We start from the raw sequence: 19654 nt of genomic DNA, 5'->3' as shown, positions 1-19654 counted from the left end.
CCCGTACGGCGGACCCGGCAGACCGGCAGACCGGCGGCGTCCCCGCCGACCGGCCCCTCCGCCGGTCCCCCGGCCGAGCGGAGGGCGGACGACCGTCCCCGTCCCCCTCCGCTCCGAGACCCCTCAGGAGAATCCGATGCCCGCCACCGCCCTGACCCACCGCGTCCGCGTGCTCGCCCCCGCGGGCCACCGGCACGACGAGATCCTCACGCCCGCCGCCCTGGAGTTCGTCGGCCGGCTGGCCGACGCCTTCGGGGACCGCCGCCGGGAGCTGCTGAAGGAGCGCCGCCGGCAGGCCCTGCGCCTGGCCGCGGGCTCCCCGCTCGACTTCCCCATGGTCACCTCCGCCGTGCGGGCCGACACCGGCTGGCGGGTCGCGCCGCCCGCGCCGGGGCTGGCCGACCGCCGTGTCGAGATCACCGGCCCGCCCGAGCGCCGGATGACCGTGAACGCCCTCAACTCCGGCGCCCGGGTGTGGATGGCCGACTTCGAGGACGCCACCGCGCCCCGGTGGGACACCCTGATCGACGGCCAGCTCAACCTGCTCGACGCCGTCGAGCGCCGTATCGACTTCACCACCCCCGAGGGCCGCGAGTACCGCCTCGCCGCCCCGGAACGGCTCGCCACCGTCATGGTCCGGCCGCGCGGCTGGCACCTCGACGAAGAGCACCTGGAGTACGGCGGGCGGCCCGTGCCCGCCGCGCTGGCCGACTTCGGCCTGTACTTCTTCCACTGCGCCCGGCGCCAGATCGAGGCCGGCCGCGGACCGTACTTCTACCTCCCCAAGCTGGAGAACCGGTACGAGGCCCGGCTGTGGAACGACGTCTTCGTGCTGGCGCAGGAGCTGCTCGGCATCCCCCGGGGGACCGTGCGGGCCACCGTGCTCATCGAGACGATCACCGCCGCGTTCGAGATGGAGGAGATCCTGCACGAGCTGCGCGAGCACTCCGCCGGGCTCAACGCCGGGCGCTGGGACTACCTGTTCAGCCTGATCAAGACCTTCGGCCACCGCACCGACTTCCTGCTCCCGGACCGGGCCCGGGTGACGATGACCGCGCCCTTCCTGCGCGCCTACACCGAGTTGCTGGTGCGCACCTGCCACCGGCGCGGCGCCCACGCCATCGGCGGCATGGCCGCCCAGGTGCCGGGCGGGGACCCGGCGGCGGACGAGGCGGCCCTCGCCCGGGTGCGGCTCGACAAGGAACGGGAGGCGCGGGACGGTTTCGACGGGTCCTGGGTGGCCCACCCCGCGCTGGTGCCGGTGTGCCGGGAGGTGTTCGACGCGGTGCTCGGCGACCAGGCCCACCAGCTCGACCGGACCCGCGACGACGTGGAGGTGACCGCCGCCGAGCTGCTCTCGGTCCGCCGGACCCGGGGCCGGCCCTCCCCGGAGGGCGTGCGCACCAACGTCTCCGTCGCGCTGCGCTACTTCGCCGCCTGGCTGGGCGGCCGGGGCGCGGTCGCGCTGGACGGGCTGATGGAGGACGCGGCCACCGCCGAGATCGCCCGGGTGCAGATCTGGCAGTGGCTACGGCACCGGGTGGTGGACCGGGAGACGGTGCTGCGGCTGCTCGACGAGGAGGCTGCCGCGCTCGCCGCCGCGGACCCGGCGGCGCCCGTCGCCGAGGTCCGGGCGCTCTTCGAACGGACCGCGCTGTGCGGGGAGTTGCCACTGTTCTTCACCCCGGACGCCTACACCCGCCATCTGGTGCGGCGGACGGAGGCCGGGGCGTGAGCGGGGACGGCGAGCGGGTGGGCGGGGACAGCGAGCGGGTGGGCGGGGACGTCGAGCGGGTCGGTGTGGTCGGCGGCGGGCGGATGGGCGCCGGTATCGCCGAGGTGTGCGCGCGGGCCGGCCGGGACACGGTGGTGGTCGAGGCCGACGCGGTCGCGGCCCGTGCCGCGCGGGAGCGGGTGACGGCCTCGCTGGACCGGGCGGTCGCCCGGGGCAGGCTGGAGGCCGCCGACGCGGCGCGGGCGCTGGACCGGCTGGTCTTCACCGGCGACCTGGACGCGCTGGCCGGCCGGCAGCTCGTCATCGAGGCCGTCGTGGAGCGTCCGGACGTCAAGACGGAGGTCTTCGCCGCGCTCGACAAGGTCGTCGAGGACCCGGAGGCGGTGCTCGCCACCAACACCTCCTCCCTGCCCGTGATGCGGCTCGGCCGGGCGACCGGCCGCGCGGACCGGGTCGTGGGCCTGCACTTCTTCAACCCGGTGCCGGTGCTGCCGCTGGTGGAGGTCGTCACCTCCCTGCACACCTCGGCGCGGACGGCACGGATCGCCGAGGGGTTCGTCACCGGCGCCCTCGGCAAGACCGTGATCCGCTCCCGGGACCGGGCCGGTTTCGTCGTCAACTCCCTGCTCGTGCCGTATCTGCTGGCGGCGGTGCGGATGGCCGAGTCCGGCTTCGCCACCGCCGAGGACATCGACACCGGCATGGAGCTGGGCTGCGCCCATCCGATGGGCCCGCTGCGCCTCGCGGACCTGATCGGCCTGGACACCGTCGCCTCGATCGCCGAGTCCCTGTACGACGAGTTCCGCGAGCCGCTGTACGCCCCGCCGCCGCTGCTGAGCCGCATGGTGGAGGCCGGGCTCCTCGGCCGCAAGACCGGTCGCGGCTTCCACACCTACGACGCCCACACCACGGGCTGAGCCGCCGCGTCCGGGCGGCCGGAGACCCCGTACGAGCCGCGGTTAGGCTACGGGGGTCAGTTGTCCAGCCGCCGGGTCCGAGAGGTTCACGTGTCCGACGCCCCCCGCCTGCCGGCTCCCCGGGCCGCCGCCGGCTCCGCCCCCGCCGCCTACGGCCCGTGCGTGCTGCTCAAGCACGGCGAGGTCTTCCTCAAGGGGCACAACCGCCGGCGGTTCACCGAGCGGCTCCACGACAACCTGCGGACCGCGCTGCGCGGCATCGGCGGCTCGACGTGGATCAAGACCGCGCAGAACGTCACCGTGCTCGGCGGGCAGGTCCCCCGGGAGGCCCTGGTGGAGCGGGCCCGGCGGGTGGTCGGCTTCAACTCGGTCGAACCGGCCATACGCGTCCCCAGCGATCTGGACGGCATCACGCGCGCCGCGGGCGATCTGCTGGGCGCGCTGCACGCCGAGCGTCCGATACGCGGCTTCGCCGTGCGGGTGAAGCGGCGGGACAAGCAGTTCCCGCTGACCTCGTCCCGGATGGAGGCGTACCTCGGCGGCCGGGTGCTCCGGGCGGTCGCAGGGCTGTCGGTCGACCTCACGGCGCCCGAGGTGACGCTCACGGTGGAGATAGACCGCAAGGAGACGTACCTCTCCTGTGAGCGGCTGCCGGGTCTGAGCGGGCTGCCGGTGGGCTCCAGCGGCCGGGCGCTGGTGCTGCTCTCCGGGGGCTACGACTCCCCCGTCGCCGCCCACCGCGCCATGCGCCGCGGACTGGCCTGCGACTTCGTCCACTTCACCGGCGCCCCCTACACCAACCCCGCCTCCGTCTACAAGGCATACGCCCTCGCCCGCGAACTCAACCGCTACCAGCCGCCCGGCGACCTCCACGTCATCGCCCTCGGCAAGGCACAGAAACAACTCGCCGTCGCCGGAGCCGGACGCCTCCAGGTCGTCGCCCAGCGCCGCCTCATGGTCCGCACCGCCTCCGCCCTCGCCGCCACCACCGGCGCCGACGCCCTCGTCACCGGCGACAGCCTCGGCCAGGTCGCCAGCCAGACCCTCGCCAACCTCGCCGCCGTCGACGAAGCCGCCACCCTCCCCCTCCTGCGCCCCCTCATCGGCTGGGAGAAACAGGAGATCATCGACGAGGCCCGCACCCTCGGCACCGCCGACATCTCCGTCCTCCCCGACGAGGACTGCTGCACCCTCCTCGCCCCGCCCCGCGTCAGCACCCGGGCCGGACTGCCGCAGTTGCGGTCCGTCGAGCGGCGCCTCGACCTGGACGAGGTGGTCGAGGCCCTGCTCGCGGGCGCCCAGGTGATGCACCCGGGGGAGGACGAGGAGACACCGGCGGCCGACTGCCCGGCCCCGGCCTGAGCCCCCGCCCCGGCCCCGGCCCCGGCCCCGGCCCCGACGGAGCGGTGGATGACCTATTTCCCCGACCTGACGCCCTACGCGTACGAGACGAGCGGCGGCCGGGACGAGGACGCGGGCACGCTCCACGTCGGCTGGCTGGCGGCGGAGCACGCGTACGCCTCGGGGCCCGTGGAGGAGCGGGTGGTCAGGGCGCTGCGGGTGCTCGCCGCCGCGTACCGGAACCAGATGCGCGGCTTCCATTTCTGCCCGTTCTGCGCCGCCGACCGGCCCACGGTGCTCGGCGGGCCCGCTCTGGACACCACGGTGTGGCTCGGCTCGGCGGAGATCCGGGTGACGGGCGCGGACGGCACGCGGTACGCGGCGCCGAATCTGGTGATCCACTACATCACGGCCCACGGCTACCGCCCGCCCGAGGAGTTCTGCCGGGCCGCGGTCGCGGCGGCCTGGGCCTGAGGGCGCCTCAGTTCGCGCCCGAGGCGGGCTGTTCGCCCGCGGGCAGGTCGAAGGCGCGGCGGCAGTGGCGGAGCAGTTGCCGCTGGGCCGGGCTCGGGGTGCGCGTGGCGACCAGGGCGAGTACGGCCGGTACGTCGGCGTCCGTGATCGGCACGCTCCGCAGCCCCTCGCCGGGGACGACCATGGAGGCGGAGAGCACGGCGACGCCGAGCCCGCGCCCGGCGAGCTGGAGGACCGCGCCGGGGGCGCTCGCCTGGAGGGCGACGGACGGGGTGAGGCCGCGGGCGGCGCACGCCTGCTCCAGCGCGGCGCGGATGCCGGTCCCGGGCGGCAGGCAGACGAGCGGGTGGGTGCCGAGCTCGGCGAGGGTGATCCCGTCCCGCCCGGCCAGCGGGTGCCCCTCGGCCACGGCGGCGACCAGCGGTTCGCTGACGACCAGGCGGCTGTCCAGGTCCTCGGGCGGACGCCGGGCCGCGCCGATCAGGGCGAGGTCGAGGGTGCCGTCGCGGACCCGGTCGACGAGGGCGGCGGAGTCGTCCTCGACGAGGCTGATCTCCACGCCGGGATGGGCGCGGCGGAAGCCGGACAGCGCGTCGAACAGCGGCGTGATGGTGCACGCGGTGACCATGCCCACCCCGAGCCGGCCCCGGACCAGCCCGTTCATCTCGTCGACGGCCTGCCGCAGCGCGTCCGCCGCCGCCAGCACCGACCGGGCGTGATCGCGTACCGCCTCACCGGCCGCGGTCAGGGTGACCGTACGGCCGGAGCGGTCGAGGAGCGTCGCACCGAGATCCTTCTCCAGCCGGCGGATCTGCGCGCTGATCCCCGGCTGGCTGATCCGCACCCGCTCCGCCGCCCGGGTGAACCCGGCCTCCTCGACCACCGCGAGGAAGTACCTGAGCTGCCTGATCTCCATAACTTTCGATGATAGAGCCGATCAGAACGATTGATTGGACTGATGGGAGCCGGGCGCACAGCATGGAAGGCGAAGGGGTCCGGAGCCAGACCGCACCCCGTACCGACTCCGTACCGCCTCGTACCGCGCCCCATGCCGGACTCCATGCCGGACCGTATGAAGGGACCCGATCCGCCGTGTCCGAGAACGAGAAGGCCCTGCGCCCCGAGGACCTCACCCGCCTCTTCGTGGAGCGGGCCAACGCCGGCGACGCCGCCGGGCTCGCCGCGCTCTACGAGGAGGACGCGGTGATGGCCTACCCGCCCGGCCGCGTCACCACGGGCCGCGACGCCATCCGCCGGCTCTGGGAGGAGGTGCTCGCCCAGGCGCCGCGCTTCGCGCCGGAGGAGCCGCTGCCGACGCTGGTCAGCGGCGGCCTCGCCCTGACCTCGACCCCGCCTCGGGACGGCGCGGGCGCCCGCGCGCAGGTCGTGCGCCGGCAGGCCGACGGGAGCTGGCTGCGCGTCCTGGACCAGCCCGAGTTCCGTCCGCCCGCCGCCGGTTGACGGGTACGCGCGGCCTCACGCGCCGCGGAGCGGGTTGGGCAGGGGGCGGTAGTGGGAGGCGGCGCCGTCGGCGCCGGTCCAGCGCAGGAGCAGGTTGGTCTTGCCGGGCAGGGTGGGTGAGGCGAGCAGGGCGGGGATCTCGGGGAGGTCGTGGCGGGCCAGCTCGCGGCGGACGGCGGGCCAGGGGTCGAGGCCGTGGTGCTCGGCGAGGACCCCGGCGATCTCGTGCAGGTGGTTGACGACCAGGCAGTACACCAGCCGTTCCCAGCCGGCGGCGCGGGGCGTCTCCGGGAGCAGCTTCACGCCCTCGGCGTCCCGGAACAGCGCCTGCACGGGGGTGCCGGCCGCGTCCACGGCGACCAGGGTGTTCTGGAGGTGTGCCTCCAGCACCACCCCGTCGTCGGCGAAGGCGGTCAGGACCGGCGGGACGACCGCGGCGAGGTACGCCTCCCACCAGGCGGCCGGATCGGCGGCGCGTTCCAGGGGGCTGTCGGCCTCCACCAGGGAGGCGGCGATCAGCGCCGTGGTGCCGGGCAGCAGCCGGCCGCGCAGTCCGTCGCGGACGACGACGGCGAGTTCCTCGAAGGCGAAGTCGGCGGTGCGGTAGCCGCGGTCGTCGAGCCAGGCGGCGGGCGGGCCGATGGCCGCGAACGCCTCGGCGACGGCGGTGTCGGTGCGCCGCAGCCGCAGCAGGTCGTGGCGCCACAGGCGGCGGATGTCGTTGGTGATGCGCACGTCCAGGCTGAACTTGAGGAAGAGATCCCGCTCGGGCGCGTACACCGTGCGGATCGCCGCCGTCGGCCAGGCCGGGAAGGCGGTCGTGCCGAGCCGGACGAGGCGGCCGTCGGCGAAGGCCGCCTCCAGCGCGGCCCGCGTCAGGTCGAGCTGCCAGGGGTGGGCGGGCAGCGTCCGGTAGCCGGGCGGGGCCTCGGCGAGCGCGTCCAGGGCGCTGGTGTCGCCCTCCTCGACGACCGTGTCCTCGCGCACCCCGAGCAGCACCAGCGGGAACCGGGCGTGCGCCTCGGGCGCGTAGGGCAGCCAGCCGGTGTGCGGGCCGCCGCCGCGCGCCTTGGGGGCGGGGTGGTGGGTGTGGCCGGTGAGGAGGGACTGCTCGGAGCGCAGGTAGGGGTCGTCGGGCGGCAGGGCCCGCTGCCGTGCCCGCAGCAGGGCGTCGACGGCGTCGCGGCTGTCGGCCATCTCGGCGGGCAGTTCGCGGTTGGACAGACCGGTGTGGCGGTGGAGTTCCTCCGTGACGAGTCTCACCAGGGCGTCGTGGCCGACGGGTTGCCAGGCGGCGCCCGCGTACACCTCCGGTTCGGCGGGGCGGCGGCCGGCGCGTACGCGCAGCAGCCGGCCGTCCGGGAGCCGGTAGACGGGGCGTTCGGCGGGTCCCGGCACGGGCTGGGCCACCTCGCGCAGCAGGCAGTTCAGCAGCGGGGCCGTCGCGTAGGCGTCGGCCCGCGCCGCGATGTCGTCACGGGCGGCGGGGTCGGCGCCGGTGGGCGGGGGCAGGAGATCCACGCGTTCCACTCGTTCCCTACGGTCAATCCAGTGGCGGAGACGATCAGTATGTCTGGCGTCGTCCGGCCGCCGTGACGCCCTTCCCGTACCCCGAGGAGCCCGCCCGTGCACCGTCCGCCCACCGCAGAGGCCGAGATGACCGACGAACTGGCCGACGTACGACCGGAGTTGATACCGGCCTTCACGGCCGGGGTGCCCGGGGCGCGCGCGGAGGTGCTCTCGCGCCTGTGGCGTGCGCTCGCCCACGAGCCACTGCCGTGGATCGCCGGGCGCCGCGCGGCCGGGGACGCGCTGGTGCTGCGCCTGCGCGACGGCCGGGTGCTGAGCGGCCCGGCGGCCGATCCGTACCGCACGGGGGCGTACGTCCCCGTCGTCCACCTCGACGAGGTCGCCTACGACGATCCGGCGCGGCTGATGACCGACCTCTCCGTACCGCACTCGGCCGCCTTCGCCGCCGAACTGGGGCACAGCGCGGCCTCCTTGGCGCTGGCGCGGGCAGGGGCGCCGGAGATTCACCCGGACGAGTGGCCCGCGACCGACTGGGGGTGGGAGCAGCGGGTGGTGGACGGGCATCCGTTCCATCCGGGCTGCCGGGCCCGGCCGGGGTTCTCGGTGGCCGAACAGCTCGCCTACGGTCCCGAGCACGGGCCGGTGGTGGAGCTGGCGCTGCTCCCGGTGGACGTGGGCCGGTGTCTCGTGAGCGGGGCGTGGCCGGAGGAACTGCGGGACGGCGGGCGGCTGCTGCTGCCGGTGCACCCGTGGCAGGCCACGCACGTGCTCAAGCGGCGGGCGGGGGAGGACGCGGACGCCGGCCGTGCCGGGCAGGACGTCCACGGCCGACGGGCCGGGGAGGGCGCGGACGGCCGGCCGGCCGGGCTCCCGCACGAGCGGTGGGGCGGGGAGGGCGCTGACGGGCGGCTCGCCGGGCTTCCCCGCGTGCGGTGGGGCGCGGACGGGCATCTGGCCGCGCATCCGCTGATGTCGCTGCGGACGCTGGCCGTGCCGGGCGGGCCGCACGTCAAGACCGCGCTGAGCGCCCGGCTGACCTCCTCGGTGCGGGACATTTCGGTCGCCTCGATCACCTCGTCGGCGGCCGTGTCCGCGTTCGGGCAGCAACTCGCGGCGCACACGGACGGGTTGCTGCGCGTCACGCGGACGCTGGGCGCGGCCACCGCCGACTCCCCCGATCTGGCCGCCGTCCTGCGCGAGTCGCCCCGGGAGTACGCGGCGCCCGGCGAGCACGTAGTGCCGGTGGCGGCGCTGGCCGGCACGGGGCTGCCCGCGTCGCCGGGGTGGGCGGCCCGGCTCGCCCGGCTGACGCTGACGGTGGCGCTGCGGCTGCTGGAGTTGGGCGTGGCGCTGGAGGCGCACGGCCAGAACCTGCTGGTGGTGCTCTCCGCGTCCGGTGAGCCGCTGCGCCTGGTCTACCGGGACCTGGCCGACATCCGGGTCAGTCCCGCCCGGCTCGCCCGGCACGGGCTGACGGCGCCCGCGCTGCCGGCCCGGATGCTCACGGACGACCCGGTGGCGCTGCGCCGCAAGCTCTTCGGCTCCCTGGTGGGCGGCGCGCTGGCCGGCGCGGTGGGCTCGGGCGAGGCGCTGCGGGCGGCGCTGGAGCCCGCGCTGCGGGACGCGCCCCGTACGGACGACGCGCGGGCGCTCGGGGAGGAGCCGCTGCCGGTGAAGGCCCTGACCCTGATGCGCCTCTCCCCCGGCCGCGCCGGAGACCTGTGGACGGAGCTGCCCAACCCGGTGACGGGCCGTCCGGTCCCGGCGCCGGACGCCTGACGGCGCGTCGGCCGCGTACCGCATCCCCATGCGTCACAAGGTGGTTGGAAACGGTCCAAGGAGCGTGTGTCACGGGCCGCCCTCGCTCACCGTCGGGGCGGACAACGGGCACCCGCCGTTTTGGAGCCCGGCACCTTTGCTCAATAGTATCCGCCGATGATCACAAGACAACGGTTGGCGGCGGGCGTCTGCGCCCTGCTCGCCGCGCTGACCGCCGGGGTGGCCTTTCCCGCCGGTGCGTCCGCCGGTGAACCCACCGGCGAGGACGCGCCGAAGGTCAACCTCGTGCTGGACGTCAGCGGTTCGATGCGCACGCGGGACATGGACGGCGGCACGCGCATGGCCGCCGCCAAGCAGGCGTTCAACGAGGTGCTCGACGCGACGCCCGAAGAGGTCCAGCTCGGCATCCGCACGCTGGGCGCCGACTACCCGGGCGACGACCGGCAGACCGGCTGCAAGGACACCGCGCAGCTCTACCCGGTCGGCCCGCTGAACCGCACCGAGGCGAAGGCGGCGGTGGCGACCCTGTCGCCCACCGGCTGGACGCCGATCGGCCCCGCGCTGCTCAAGGCGGCCGACGACCTCACCGAGGGCGACGGCTCGAAGCGGATCGTGCTGATCAGCGACGGCGAGGACACCTGCGCCCCGCTCGACCCGTGCGAGGTGGCCCGCGAGATCGCCGCCCGCGGTATCGGGCTGACCATCGACACGCTCGGCCTGGTCCCGAACACCAAGCTGCGCCGGCAGTTGAGCTGCATCGCCGAGGCGACCGGCGGCACCTACGCCTCGGTCGAGCACACCGACGAACTCACCGACCGGGTCAATCAGTTGGTGGACCGGGCGGCCGACCCGGTGGTGACGCCGGTGGCCACCGAGGGCGCCGACTCCTGTTCCCGGGCGCCGACCCTCACCTCCGGTCTCTACACCGACCGCGAGGAGTTCGGGAAGCAGCGCTGGTACCGGGTGGACGTCAAGCCGGGCCAGGAACTGCGGGCCTCGCTGAGCGTGGGCGCCGACCGGGCCGTGACCCCGTCCTACGGGGTGCTGCTGCGCGCCGTCACGGTGCACGGCCGGGAGATCGTACGCGGTGAGGCAGGCGAGAACGGCCGCACCGACGTGCTCTCCACCGGCCTGCGCTACCCGAAGGCCCCGAGCGACGAGGAAGAGGCGCCCGCGGAGACCGTGTGCCTCCAGGTCACCAACTCCTTCTCCGCCGCGTCCGGCGTGCAGACCACGCCCGGACTTCCGCTGGAGCTGACCGTCGACGTGGTGGACGGCCCGAGCCAGGCCGACGACGTCGCCTCCTTCGGCCTCGGCCGCGGCTGGTGGCTGCTGGGCGTCCTGGTCGTCGCCGGCTTCCTCGCCGGTCTGCTGTGGGGCTGGCTCTCACGCTGGCGGTTCGCGATCTGGAGGACCAACTGATGCGTCTCATACGAAGCGTGAGCGCCGCCCTCCTGGTGCTCGGCCTCGCGGTGGCCCCCGCCGTGGCCGACTCCTCGCCCTCCGCGAGCCCGTCCGGGGACGGTGACGGGCCGACCCTGGCCGGCACGTCCTTCCGTACCGCGACCGAGATCGAGCAGGGTCAGCGGGCCACCGCGAACGGCTCGGCCGGCGACTACCTGTACTGGTCGTTCCCGGCCGACGTCGGGCAGCGCGCCACCGTGAAGGCCACGGTGACCCTGCCGGAGTCGCACGCCGCGCAGACCTGGCGGCTCGACGTCTACGACGGGCTCCGCCGCCACCAGGCGTGCCAGTACGGCGCGCAGATCCGCACGGCCCCGGCCGGCTCCCCCAGCGTGGAGCTGGCCTGCGTGCTGCGCACGGTCCGCGCCTGGGCCGAGCCGTGGGCCAACGATCCGCTGCCGGGTACGTACTACCTGCGGCTGACGGTGGCCAACCTGCCGACGGGCGACCTGGGTTCGCGGATCGGCGCCGAGGTCCGGGTCGACTCCAAGGACATGGGCGGCGCCACCGCGGTGGACGGCCGGCTCTCCGAGCCGCTGGTGCCGGGCATCGCCATGGAGGCCGCGAAGAAGGCCGCCGAGGAGACGGAGGACGGCGAGGGCAAGCGCAAGAACGCCCTGCTCTCCGCGATCGAGCCCGAGGACGGCTGGGCCACCGGCTGGTGGTCCGACCGGTGGGTGTGGACCGGGATCGGCGCGGCGCTGGCCGCGCTCGCGGGCATCGGCGGCTACGTGCTGACCCGCGGTTCCGGACGGCCCTCCCGGGTCCCGCCGGGCGTCTGACCGACGGGCTCTGTCGGCAAGGCGGTTCAGCATCGCAGGGGAAGGCCCCGCCGGACACCGGCGGGGCCTTCCGCCGTCCTCACCCCTCGCGGAGCGCCTTCGCGGCCGGTCCCTCGCCGCTGAGCCCGGCCCGTCCCGCGCGCACGGCGTCCCGCAGCGACAGCTCGCCGCGGCAGACCTCCGCGCACACCCCGGCGTCCAGCACCAGCCGGGCACCCGGCTCCCCGGGGGCCGGCCCGTCGCCGTACAGCGGGCCCTCCCCGGCATCCGCGTACAGGTGGAAGTCGCCCTCCTCCAGGCGGACTTCGACCAGGCCCCGGTCGGCTCCGGCCGCCCTGAGGGCGCGCAGCAGCGGCAGCGCGAACCAGTGGGCGCGTACGGCGTCGGTGGGCCGCCGCTCCCCCAGCTCGCCCGCGCCCCAGGCGCCGAGCGCGTCCAGCACCGGCAGCAACGCCCGGCCGCGTCCGGTGAGTTCGTAGACGGTCGCCGCCGCGGGCGGGGCGAGCCGGCGGCGGGTCGCCAGGCCCTCGCGCTCCATGTCCTTGAGCCGGGAGGCGAGGACGTCCGTGCTGACGCCCGGCAGGTCGGCGTGGAGGTCGGTGTAGCGCCGCGGTCCGGCGAGCAGTTCCCGGACGATCAGCAGGGTCCAGCGGTCGCCGACGGCGTCGAGCGCGCGGGCGGCGGAACAGTACTGGTCGTAGCGTCGGCGAGGTGACATGCGACGCAGTCTAGACATGTTGTTGGACTTTCCAAGCGTTCACTTGGTAAAACCAAGCATCAACGGATACCCGAGGGGAAGCCGCGCATGGAGTTCCGGCAGTCGAACAAGCTCAGCGAGGTCTGTTACGAGATCCGCGGCCCGGTGATCGAGCACGCCAACGCCCTGGAGGAGGCAGGCCACAGTGTGCTGCGTCTGAACACCGGCAATCCGGCGGTGTTCGGCTTCGAGGCACCGGAGGAGATCCTCCAGGACATGATCCGGATGCTGCCGCAGGCGCACGGCTACACGGACTCGCGGGGCATCCTCTCCGCCCGCCGCGCCGTCGCCCAGCGCTACCAGGCACTCGGCCTGGAGGTCGACGTCGACGACGTGTACCTCGGCAACGGCGTCTCCGAACTGGTCTCCATGGCCGTCCAGGCGCTGCTGGAGGACGGCGACGAAGTCCTGATCCCCGCCCCCGACTTCCCGCTGTGGACGGCGGTCACCACGCTGGCCGGCGGCAAGGCGGTCCACTACCTGTGCGACGAGGGGTCGGACTGGTACCCGGACCTCGCCGACATGGAGGCCAAGGTCACCGACCGCACCAAGGCGGTCGTCCTGATCAACCCCAACAACCCGACGGGCGCGGTCTATCCGAAGGAGATCGTCGAGGGCATCCTCGACGTGGCCCGCCGCCACGGCCTGATGGTCTTCGCCGACGAGATCTACGACCAGATCCTCTACGACGACGCCGTGCACCACTCGGCCGCCGCCCTCGCCCCGGACCTGGTGGTCCTCACCTTCTGCGGCCTCTCCAAGACCTACCGGGTGGCCGGTTTCCGCTCCGGCTGGCTGGTCGTCACCGGCCCCCGGCAGCACGCGCGGGACTACCTGGAGGGGCTGACCATGCTGGCCTCCATGCGCCTGTGCGCCAACGCGCCCGCCCAGTACGCCATCCAGGCCGCGCTGGGCGGACGCCAGTCCATCCGGGAGCTGACGGCGCCGGGCGGCAGGCTGCGCGAACAGCGGGACGTGGCCTGGGAGAAGCTCAACGAGATCCCGGGCGTCTCCTGCGTGAAGCCGAAGGGCGCGCTCTACGCGTTCCCGCGCATCGACCCGAAGGTGCACCCGATCCACGACGACGAGAAGTTCGTCCTGGACCTGCTGCTGCGGGAGAAGATCCAGGTCGTCCAGGGCACCGGCTTCAACTGGCCCTCCCCCGACCACTTCCGCATCCTCACCCTCCCGCACGCCCAGGACCTGGAGGCCGCCATCGGCCGCATCGGCCGCTTCCTGAGCGGCTACCGACAGTAGGCGGCCACTCCGCTCGGCCCGCGCGGCCGGTCGGTCAAGGCCGACCTCACACCACACGGTCTTGCCACAACCGTCACCCCGCACGGTCCCCCAGCCGGCCGCCAGGGCGGCCACCAGCAACAGCCCACGGCCGGTCTCCGCGTCACTCCCGGGCGGTTCGAGGGCCCCGGGAGCGGGCGGCCGGCGCTCCGGCCGGGCGTCGGTCACCTCGATCCGCAGCACGGGGACGCCCGCTTCACGACGCAGCGCGAGGGCGAGCCGGAAGTCCCGCCCCGGCACCCTGCCGTGCAGCACCGCGTTGGCGGCCGGCTCCGCCACCAGCAGGGTCGCCGTACGGTTCCCCTCCACGTCGTACGGCCATCCCCAGACATCGAGTTGGCGTGACGCCAGACGCCGCGCCAGCCGGGCGCCCCGGCGGGTGGAGCTGCGACGGACGGCGAAATGACGAGGGGCGTCGGCGGACGCGACGGGAGCGGCGCCCGGACCACTCCCGTGGGCGCTGTTCGGCGTGCGTCGACCACCGTTGGCCGAGGACGAGTTGGAGCGGCAGGTCGCCGCGCGGCCGGCCCGCCAGGAGATCGTCGACGGCTCACGCACGGCGCCCGTCTTCAGCTTCGTCCAGGACGAGGCGACGCCGCGTCGGCCCATCGGAGGCAAAATGGTGATGCGCCGACAACTCGAACGGCTGTTGGAGGCGGGGCAGTTCAGGAACATCGACATCCGGGTACTGCCGTTGGACCGCGAGGACAACGCCGCCCTCGCCGGTTCGTTCCGGTTGCTGCGCCTCAAGGAGGGCAAGACGGTGGGGCTCGACGAGGTCCAGCTCATCAGCCGCGTTCTCGCCGATCCGAAAGACGTGCAGGTCCTTGAGATGCGCCATGGGATCATCCGGGCGCAGGCTCTCACGCCCAGGGGGTCTTTGGCCTTCATCGAGAAAGTGCTGGGAGAGACATGAGCCTGAAGCCCCCGGCCGACCACCGCTGCGGCCTGCGGTGGGTCAAGAGCAGTCACAGCAACCCCGACGGGGCGGCCTGCGTCGAGATCGCCACCACCCCCGGCACCATCCACATACGGGACTCCAAGCAGACACGGGGCCCCCGCCTCGCCTTCGCCGCGCGGCAGTGGGCTCCCTTCGTCTCCTACGCCGCCCGCCACTGACCCGTACGGCCCCGCGTCCGGCCGGGCGCGGGGCCGTCACCGCTCGTAGCCTGGCGGTATGGGTGATCTCTTCCTCGTCCGGCACGGCGAGACCGCGTGGTCGCGCGGCGGGCGGCACACCGGGCTCAGCGACGTGCCGCTGACCGAGCGCGGCCGGGACCAGGCCCGCTCGCTGGTCCCGCTGATCCGCTCGCACCGTATCGGCGCCGCGTTCGTCAGCCCGTTCCAGCGCACCCGGGAGACGGCCGAGCTGATCGGTCTGGACGACGCGGACGTCGACGCGGACCTGCACGAGTGGGACTACGGCGGCTACGAGGGGATCACGACGGTCGAGATCCACCGGAGCCGGCCGGACTGGTTCCTGTTCACGGATGGCGTGGTGCCGGGGCCGCCGGAGCATCCCGGGGAGAGCCCGGAGCAGGTCGGGGAGCGGGCCGACCGGGTGCTGGCCCGGGTGGAGGCCGCGTTCGCGGACACCGAGGGCTGTGTCGTCCTCGTCTCGCACGGGCACTTCCTGCGCGTCCTGACCGCGCGTCACCTCGGGCTCGATCCGTCGGCCGGGGCGCTGTTCCAGCTCGCCACGGGCACGCTGTGCCGGCTGGGCACGGAGCACGGGCGGCCGGTGATCGCCGCCTGGAATGTCCGACCCCCGTCGTAGCCTTCGGGCAGGGTCTTTCATGGGCCCGGCGAGGGAGGGAGGACCACCATGGCAGGGCCGCCGAGCGCCGCGCAGCGGCGGGTCGTCGACGCCGCCGATCCGGTCACCGGGCGGGTGCGGGGGACGCCCGCCCAGCTCGCCGCGCTGCTCAGGCGCGGCCTGGTCTTCCGGCATCCCCGGCCGCCGCACGACCACTTCCTCACTCCGGCCGGGCACCGGCTGCGGGAGTCCGCCGACGCGCCGGGGGCCCCGGCACCCGAGCCGGCAAAGGACGGGTCGGCGGGCGGGGTGTTCGCCGCGCGGGTGGGCGGCGAGGAGCCGCTGCCCGAGGGCGCGGCGGCGGCCCGGCTGCGCGAGGTGCGCGGCGCCTGGCAGGGCCTGCTGGAGCTGCGCCGGATGACCCGGGCCGACGGTGCCGTGGACCGGCCCTGCGACTGGGAGCGGAGCCACCTCGTGCGGGCCGCCGCGCTCGCCCTGGAGGCGGCCGGACACACCCCGGCGGGCCCCGGCGGCGGGGCGGGGTACCGGGTGCGGGCGACGCCGCAGCCCGAGGCCGTCGCGGTGTACGAGGAGGACCCGGCGGCGCTCGCGGCCTGCGCGGCGACGCTGGCGGGGGCCGGCTGGCAGGCCGGGGAGCACACCGAGCCGCGGACCCGGGCACGGTATCTGCTGGCGTCGCCCCGGCGGGCGTAGCGGGCGGGGCGTGGGGCAGGAGCGGTGCGGGCGGTGGGACCGCGCCTCCCGGTCGTCGACAGGGTGGCCGGCCAGGGCGGCGTCCCTCCGGCCGGCCGCACGTCGCCGTCGGCGCGGGTTCCCGTCAGCCGCCCTTTTCGCGGTTGAGATAGTTGTAGACGGTGAAGCGGCTGACCCCGAGGGCGCTCGCCACGGTCTCGACGCCGTGCCGCACCGAGAAGGCGCCGCGCGCCTCCAGGTCCCGTACGACCTCCTGCCTGGCCGTGCGGTCCAGCTCGGCCAGCGGTCTGCCCTCGCGGCGCTCCCTCGCGGCCAGGAGGTGATCCAGGGAGTCGGCGAGCCGCGGCAGCCGTACGGCGACGAGGTCGGCGCCCTGCCAGGAGAGCACGACGTCGTGGCGGCCCGCCTCGTCCGGCGGGAGCATCTCGCCGCCCACGGCGTCGACCAGGGGCTTCACGGCGGCGATGAAGGACTCCTCCCCCGGACCGGTCACCGCCCGTCCTCCCCGGCCCCGGCGGCCTGGAGCGGGACGCGGGTGGCGCCGGCCCCCGGGGAGCGGCGCGGCATCGCGGGCGCCTCGTCGTGGCCGAAGGGGCCGGTCGTGGACTCCGCTCTCCGACGCACTGTGCCCCCTCACTGGACCGGCCCCGCACCCTTCACCGGCCTGGTGGCCGAGGGGGCGTGTCCGGGGCGCGTTCCCCGGTCGCTCGGGCACGACCTTAACGGACACTCCCGGGCCTCGAATCCCCTACGGGGAAAGGACGTTCCGCGTCGTCGACGACAGCGGGGGGCGCCGTGGGCGGTTCACCGGCGGGGGCGGGAAGCGAGGCCCTGCCGTTCGATCACGTGCTGGACGATGTGTTCGGCGATCGCCAGGGACGAGGTCGCGCCGGGGGACGGGGCGTTGCGCAGATGCGTCACGGGCCCGGTGTGCTGGATGACGAAGTCGTCGACGAGCCGGCCGTCGCGGCCGAGGGCCTGGGCGCGGATGCCCCGGGGCAGGCGGGTGAAGGCCGCCCCCTCGATCGCGGGGACGTAACGCGCCGCTTCCCGGAGGAACCTCCCCGTGGAGAGCACCCCGCGCAGCTCGCGCCGGGCACCGGCGAGGTTCCTGGAGGCGAAGCGCCAGAAGCCGGGGTCCGCGGCCACCGCCAGCGTGTCGCGGACGTCGATCCCGAGCCCCCGGTAGACCTCCCGGGAGAAGGACAGGAAGGCGTTCGGGCCGACGGTCATCGCGCCGTCGACCCGTTTCGTCAGGTGCACGCCCAGGAACGGGTACGCCGGATCGGGCACGGGATAGACCAGTCCGCGGGTGATGTCGCCGAAGCGGGGTTCGAGGAGCAGGTACTGCCCGAAGAAGGGCACGATCGACGGGGACGGGCCGGCTCCGGAGCGCCGGGCGAGCCGGTCGGACTGGAGCCCCGCGCAGGCGATCACATGGTCGAACCGCTCGTCCCCGTGCCGGGTGCGGAGGGTGACGCCGCCGCCGGGCGCGGCCTGGGCGCCGAGGACTTCGACGCCCAGGCGGACGTGTGTCCCGGCGCGTTCGGCGTCGCGCACGAGCGCGCGGGTGACCGCGGCGTAGTCGATGATCGCGGTGTCCGGCGAGTGCAGGGCGGCGATGCCGCGTGCTTCCGGTTCGATCTCGCGGAGTTCGGCTCCGCCGACGAGACGGACGCCGGGGACCCCGTTCCGCCTCGCCCGGTCGTGGATCGCTTCGAGGCGCCCGCGCTCCCCCTCGTCGAGGGCGACGACGACCTTGCCGCAGCGCTCGTACGGGATGTCCCGCTCGGCCACGTAGTCCCGCAAGAGCCGCACGCCGCGGCGGCACAGGCGTGCTTTCAGCCCGCCGGGTTCGTAGTAGAGCCCGGCGTGCACGACACCCGAGTTGTGCCCGCTCTGGTGGGCCGCCGGCTCGCGTTCCTTCTCGAAGAGGACGACCTCCGCGTCCGGAAGGCGCCGGTTCACCTCCCCCACCACGGCGGCGCCGATGATGCCGCCGCCGACGACCGCGAAACGTCGCCTCTCGACCATGCGCTTCCTCCCGGTGTCCCGGCCCGCTGCCACGGGCGGCCGGCCCCTTCGGCGGGCGGCCCGCGGACCAGCATGGGCGAGACGGGGTTCCCCGCGTCAACAGGGTGACCCTCGGTCTCCCGTCACGGTCAGGCGACCCGGTCGCCGTGCACGGTGTACCAGGCCATGTCGCGCAGGGTCCGGGTGCGGGGTCCGGCGGGCAGCAGCGGTTCCAGCTCCCGCCAGGACCGCTCCAGCAGGGCGTCGGCCTCGCGCCGGCAGGCGTCGGTGGCCCCGCAGTCGGTGAGGGTGTCGCGCACCTCCTCCAGTCGCCGGTCGTCGGCGCCGGGGTCGCGGACCAGGTGCCACAGCTCCCGCAGGCGCGGGGCGGGCAGCAGGGGGACGGCGAGGGCGAGCGGCATGGTCACCTTGCCGTTGCGCGCGTCCTCGGCGACCCGCTTGGTGGCGGTGCCGTCCCGGGTGACGCCGAGCAGGTCGGCCACGTCGTCGGTGATCTGGTAGGCGGTGCCGACCGCGTCGCCGAAGGCGGCCAGCGCCCCGCGCGTGCCGGGGCCGGCGCCGGTGACCAGGGCGGCGGCCTCGGAACCGGCGGACACCAGCGCCCCCGACTTCAGCCGGTGGGTCAGCAGCACCAGATCCCGGACCGGACCGGCGTCGCCGGTGGCCACGGCCTGCTCCATCTCCGCGCGGTGGCCCTCGATGTCGAGCGCCTGCCCGGCGTGCGCCGTACGCAGCGCCGCGAGGTACACCTCCCGCAGCCGGCCGGCCAGGGCAGGATCGTCCGCCGTGGTCAGGGCGATGGCGCGGTCCAGGGCGAAGTAGGCGTTGGTCCCGGCGTTGAGCGCCGCCGCGACGCCGAGGACGCTGTGCACGGCCGGGATGCCGCGCCGCAGCGGGGAACCGTCCTGGACGTCGTCGACCATGAGCGATCCGGTGTGGGTGAGTTCCGTCGCCGCGCACAGCGGGCCGTAGTGCTCGCTGTCCCCGCCGAGCAGGTCGATCATCTCGGCGATCAGGCCGGGCCGCCAGCGTCGGCCGCCAGCGTCCACCAGGTGGCGTACCGGGGCGGCGAGCGTCCGGTGCAGGCGCCGGGCGACGAGGTCGGCGGTGCCGGGGCCGAGGCCGGACGCGGCCCGCGAGGAGAGCCAGCACTCGACGCCGGACGGGGCGGGCGGGTAGAGGCGGGTGATGTGCTCCTCGATCCGGAGCGCGGCCCGCCGGAACCGCCACGCGACGTCCGTCCCGGTGACTGCCCCGGTGGCTGCCTCGGTGGGCGTCCCGGTGGGTGCCCCGGCGCCCGGGACGGCCGGGCGGACCGGCGCCGCGCCGCCGTCCGGGCCGGCCGGGGCGGGGACGTGGGCACGGGGGGCCGCGGGCGGGCCCGACGCCGCCGCCCGCGGGCCGGCCTCGGAGAAGATGACCTCGTTCACGCGTCGGCTAACGAGGCCCCGCGACGGAGGACACGCCCCGGGGCCGCGAGTGCAACGGTGCGCCCTGGACCGCCTGTTGGGCGGCGCGTCGACGCCCGGGGCACGCCCCCGGGCACCCCCTCACGCCCCGCGCGCTCACGGCCCCGGCCCCCTCACGGCCCCGCCCGCTCACGCCCTGCCCCGC

Annotated in this window: 20 protein-coding genes and 1 pseudogene; 13 read left to right on the top strand and 8 right to left on the bottom strand. The window is 75.1% G+C overall.

Going from position 1 to position 19654, the window contains the following annotated elements; genetic code table 11:
* Positions 1-136 precede the first annotated feature (136 nt).
* The 4 genes from aceB to J5Y05_RS02840 all read left to right on the top strand — a co-directional run bounded on the left by aceB (position 137) and on the right by J5Y05_RS02840 (position 4467).
* The gene (gene aceB / locus J5Y05_RS02855) at positions 137-1735 is read left to right on the top strand and encodes a malate synthase A (protein WP_210868136.1); all 1599 of its coding nucleotides are present in this window, start codon (positions 137-139) and stop codon (positions 1733-1735) included.
* On the top strand, positions 1732-2652 hold the full coding sequence (locus J5Y05_RS02850) for a 3-hydroxybutyryl-CoA dehydrogenase (RefSeq protein ID WP_372450451.1): 921 nt from the start codon (positions 1732-1734) through the stop codon (positions 2650-2652). The genes aceB and J5Y05_RS02850 overlap by 4 nt, the downstream gene beginning before the upstream one ends.
* A 90-nt stretch (positions 2653-2742) precedes the next feature.
* The gene (thiI, locus tag J5Y05_RS02845) at positions 2743-4014 is read left to right on the top strand and encodes a tRNA uracil 4-sulfurtransferase ThiI (RefSeq protein ID WP_210868135.1); all 1272 of its coding nucleotides are present in this window, start codon (positions 2743-2745) and stop codon (positions 4012-4014) included.
* Positions 4015-4062: 48 nt separating this feature from the next.
* Positions 4063-4467 (top strand): DUF7919 family protein, encoded by a 405-nt coding sequence (locus J5Y05_RS02840; protein ID WP_210868134.1) that lies wholly within the window; start codon positions 4063-4065, stop codon positions 4465-4467.
* Positions 4468-4474: 7 nt separating this feature from the next.
* Here the strand turns inward: J5Y05_RS02840 and J5Y05_RS02835 are convergent, their stop codons facing one another.
* A complete protein-coding gene (locus J5Y05_RS02835) occupies positions 4475-5383 on the bottom strand; it encodes a LysR family transcriptional regulator (protein WP_210868133.1) in 909 nt (302 codons plus the stop codon).
* Between the two features lie 176 nt (positions 5384-5559).
* Here J5Y05_RS02835 and J5Y05_RS02830 point away from each other — a divergent pair, with 176 nt between their 5' ends.
* Positions 5560-5928 carry a YybH family protein gene (locus tag J5Y05_RS02830; protein ID WP_210868132.1) on the top strand — a complete coding sequence of 123 codons (369 nt, stop codon included), beginning with the start codon at positions 5560-5562 and terminating at the stop codon, positions 5926-5928.
* Between the two features lie 15 nt (positions 5929-5943).
* Here the strand turns inward: J5Y05_RS02830 and J5Y05_RS02825 are convergent, their stop codons facing one another.
* The gene (locus J5Y05_RS02825; RefSeq protein ID WP_210868131.1) at positions 5944-7458 is read right to left on the bottom strand and encodes an IucA/IucC family protein; all 1515 of its coding nucleotides are present in this window, start codon (positions 7456-7458) and stop codon (positions 5944-5946) included.
* Positions 7459-7554: 96 nt separating this feature from the next.
* Here J5Y05_RS02825 and J5Y05_RS02820 point away from each other — a divergent pair, with 96 nt between their 5' ends.
* The 3 genes from J5Y05_RS02820 to J5Y05_RS02810 all read left to right on the top strand — a co-directional run bounded on the left by J5Y05_RS02820 (position 7555) and on the right by J5Y05_RS02810 (position 11483).
* Positions 7555-9237 (top strand): IucA/IucC family protein, encoded by a 1683-nt coding sequence (locus J5Y05_RS02820; protein WP_210868130.1) that lies wholly within the window; start codon positions 7555-7557, stop codon positions 9235-9237.
* Positions 9238-9393: 156 nt separating this feature from the next.
* Positions 9394-10659, top strand: a complete 1266-nt coding sequence (locus J5Y05_RS02815) for a VWA domain-containing protein (RefSeq protein WP_210868129.1) — start codon at positions 9394-9396, stop codon at positions 10657-10659.
* Positions 10659-11483, top strand: coding sequence for a hypothetical protein (locus J5Y05_RS02810; protein WP_210868128.1), 825 nt, complete (start codon positions 10659-10661; stop codon positions 11481-11483). Before J5Y05_RS02815 ends, J5Y05_RS02810 begins: the two co-directional genes overlap by 1 nt.
* Positions 11484-11562: 79 nt before the next feature.
* On the opposite strand, the gene J5Y05_RS02805 is transcribed toward J5Y05_RS02810, so the two are convergent.
* On the bottom strand, positions 11563-12201 hold the full coding sequence (locus J5Y05_RS02805) for a winged helix-turn-helix transcriptional regulator (RefSeq protein WP_210868127.1): 639 nt from the start codon (positions 12199-12201) through the stop codon (positions 11563-11565).
* 87 nt (positions 12202-12288) lie between these two features.
* Between J5Y05_RS02805 and J5Y05_RS02800 the strand changes: the two genes are divergently transcribed.
* The gene (locus J5Y05_RS02800) at positions 12289-13497 is read left to right on the top strand and encodes a pyridoxal phosphate-dependent aminotransferase (RefSeq protein WP_210868126.1); all 1209 of its coding nucleotides are present in this window, start codon (positions 12289-12291) and stop codon (positions 13495-13497) included.
* A gap of 36 nt (positions 13498-13533) precedes the next feature.
* Here the strand turns inward: J5Y05_RS02800 and J5Y05_RS31510 are convergent.
* A pseudogene (locus tag J5Y05_RS31510) lies at positions 13534-14076 on the bottom strand (ATP-binding protein); the annotation flags it as partial.
* Here J5Y05_RS31510 and J5Y05_RS02795 point away from each other — a divergent pair.
* The 4 genes from J5Y05_RS02795 to J5Y05_RS02780 are packed head-to-tail and all read left to right on the top strand — an operon-like array spanning position 14021 to position 16006.
* Positions 14021-14452, top strand: a complete 432-nt coding sequence (locus J5Y05_RS02795) for a DUF5753 domain-containing protein (protein ID WP_372450450.1) — start codon at positions 14021-14023, stop codon at positions 14450-14452. The pseudogene J5Y05_RS31510 and the gene J5Y05_RS02795 overlap by 56 nt on opposite strands.
* A complete protein-coding gene (locus J5Y05_RS02790; RefSeq protein WP_210868125.1) occupies positions 14449-14655 on the top strand; it encodes a DUF397 domain-containing protein in 207 nt (68 codons plus the stop codon). The genes J5Y05_RS02795 and J5Y05_RS02790 overlap by 4 nt, the downstream gene beginning before the upstream one ends.
* 58 nt (positions 14656-14713) lie before the next feature.
* Positions 14714-15313 carry a histidine phosphatase family protein gene (locus J5Y05_RS02785; protein ID WP_210868124.1) on the top strand — a complete coding sequence of 200 codons (600 nt, stop codon included), beginning with the start codon at positions 14714-14716 and terminating at the stop codon, positions 15311-15313.
* Between the two features lie 48 nt (positions 15314-15361).
* Positions 15362-16006 carry a hypothetical protein gene (locus J5Y05_RS02780; protein ID WP_210868123.1) on the top strand — a complete coding sequence of 215 codons (645 nt, stop codon included), beginning with the start codon at positions 15362-15364 and terminating at the stop codon, positions 16004-16006.
* Positions 16007-16130: 124 nt separating this feature from the next.
* Here the strand turns inward: J5Y05_RS02780 and J5Y05_RS02775 are convergent, their stop codons facing one another.
* The 4 genes from J5Y05_RS02775 to J5Y05_RS02765 all read right to left on the bottom strand — a co-directional run bounded on the left by J5Y05_RS02775 (position 16131) and on the right by J5Y05_RS02765 (position 19470).
* The gene (locus J5Y05_RS02775) at positions 16131-16499 is read right to left on the bottom strand and encodes a helix-turn-helix domain-containing protein (protein WP_210868122.1); all 369 of its coding nucleotides are present in this window, start codon (positions 16497-16499) and stop codon (positions 16131-16133) included.
* Positions 16496-16630 (bottom strand): hypothetical protein, encoded by a 135-nt coding sequence (locus J5Y05_RS32140; RefSeq protein WP_281730662.1) that lies wholly within the window; start codon positions 16628-16630, stop codon positions 16496-16498. The genes J5Y05_RS02775 and J5Y05_RS32140 overlap by 4 nt, the downstream gene beginning before the upstream one ends.
* 180 nt (positions 16631-16810) lie before the next feature.
* Complete coding sequence (lhgD, locus tag J5Y05_RS02770) at positions 16811-18040, bottom strand: L-2-hydroxyglutarate dehydrogenase (protein ID WP_210868121.1); 1230 nt, start codon at positions 18038-18040, stop codon at positions 16811-16813.
* A 128-nt stretch (positions 18041-18168) separates the two neighbouring features.
* Positions 18169-19470, bottom strand: coding sequence for a polyprenyl synthetase family protein (locus J5Y05_RS02765; protein WP_210868120.1), 1302 nt, complete (start codon positions 19468-19470; stop codon positions 18169-18171).
* Positions 19471-19654: the final 184 nt, after the last annotated feature.

Origin of the sequence: Streptomyces tagetis (genome assembly GCF_018069565.1) — a bacterium.
GTDB classification, from domain to species: domain Bacteria; phylum Actinomycetota; class Actinomycetes; order Streptomycetales; family Streptomycetaceae; genus Streptomyces; species Streptomyces tagetis.
The sequence above is the reverse complement of the archived record's forward strand: the minus strand, read 5'-3'. Positions and strand labels throughout refer to the sequence as shown.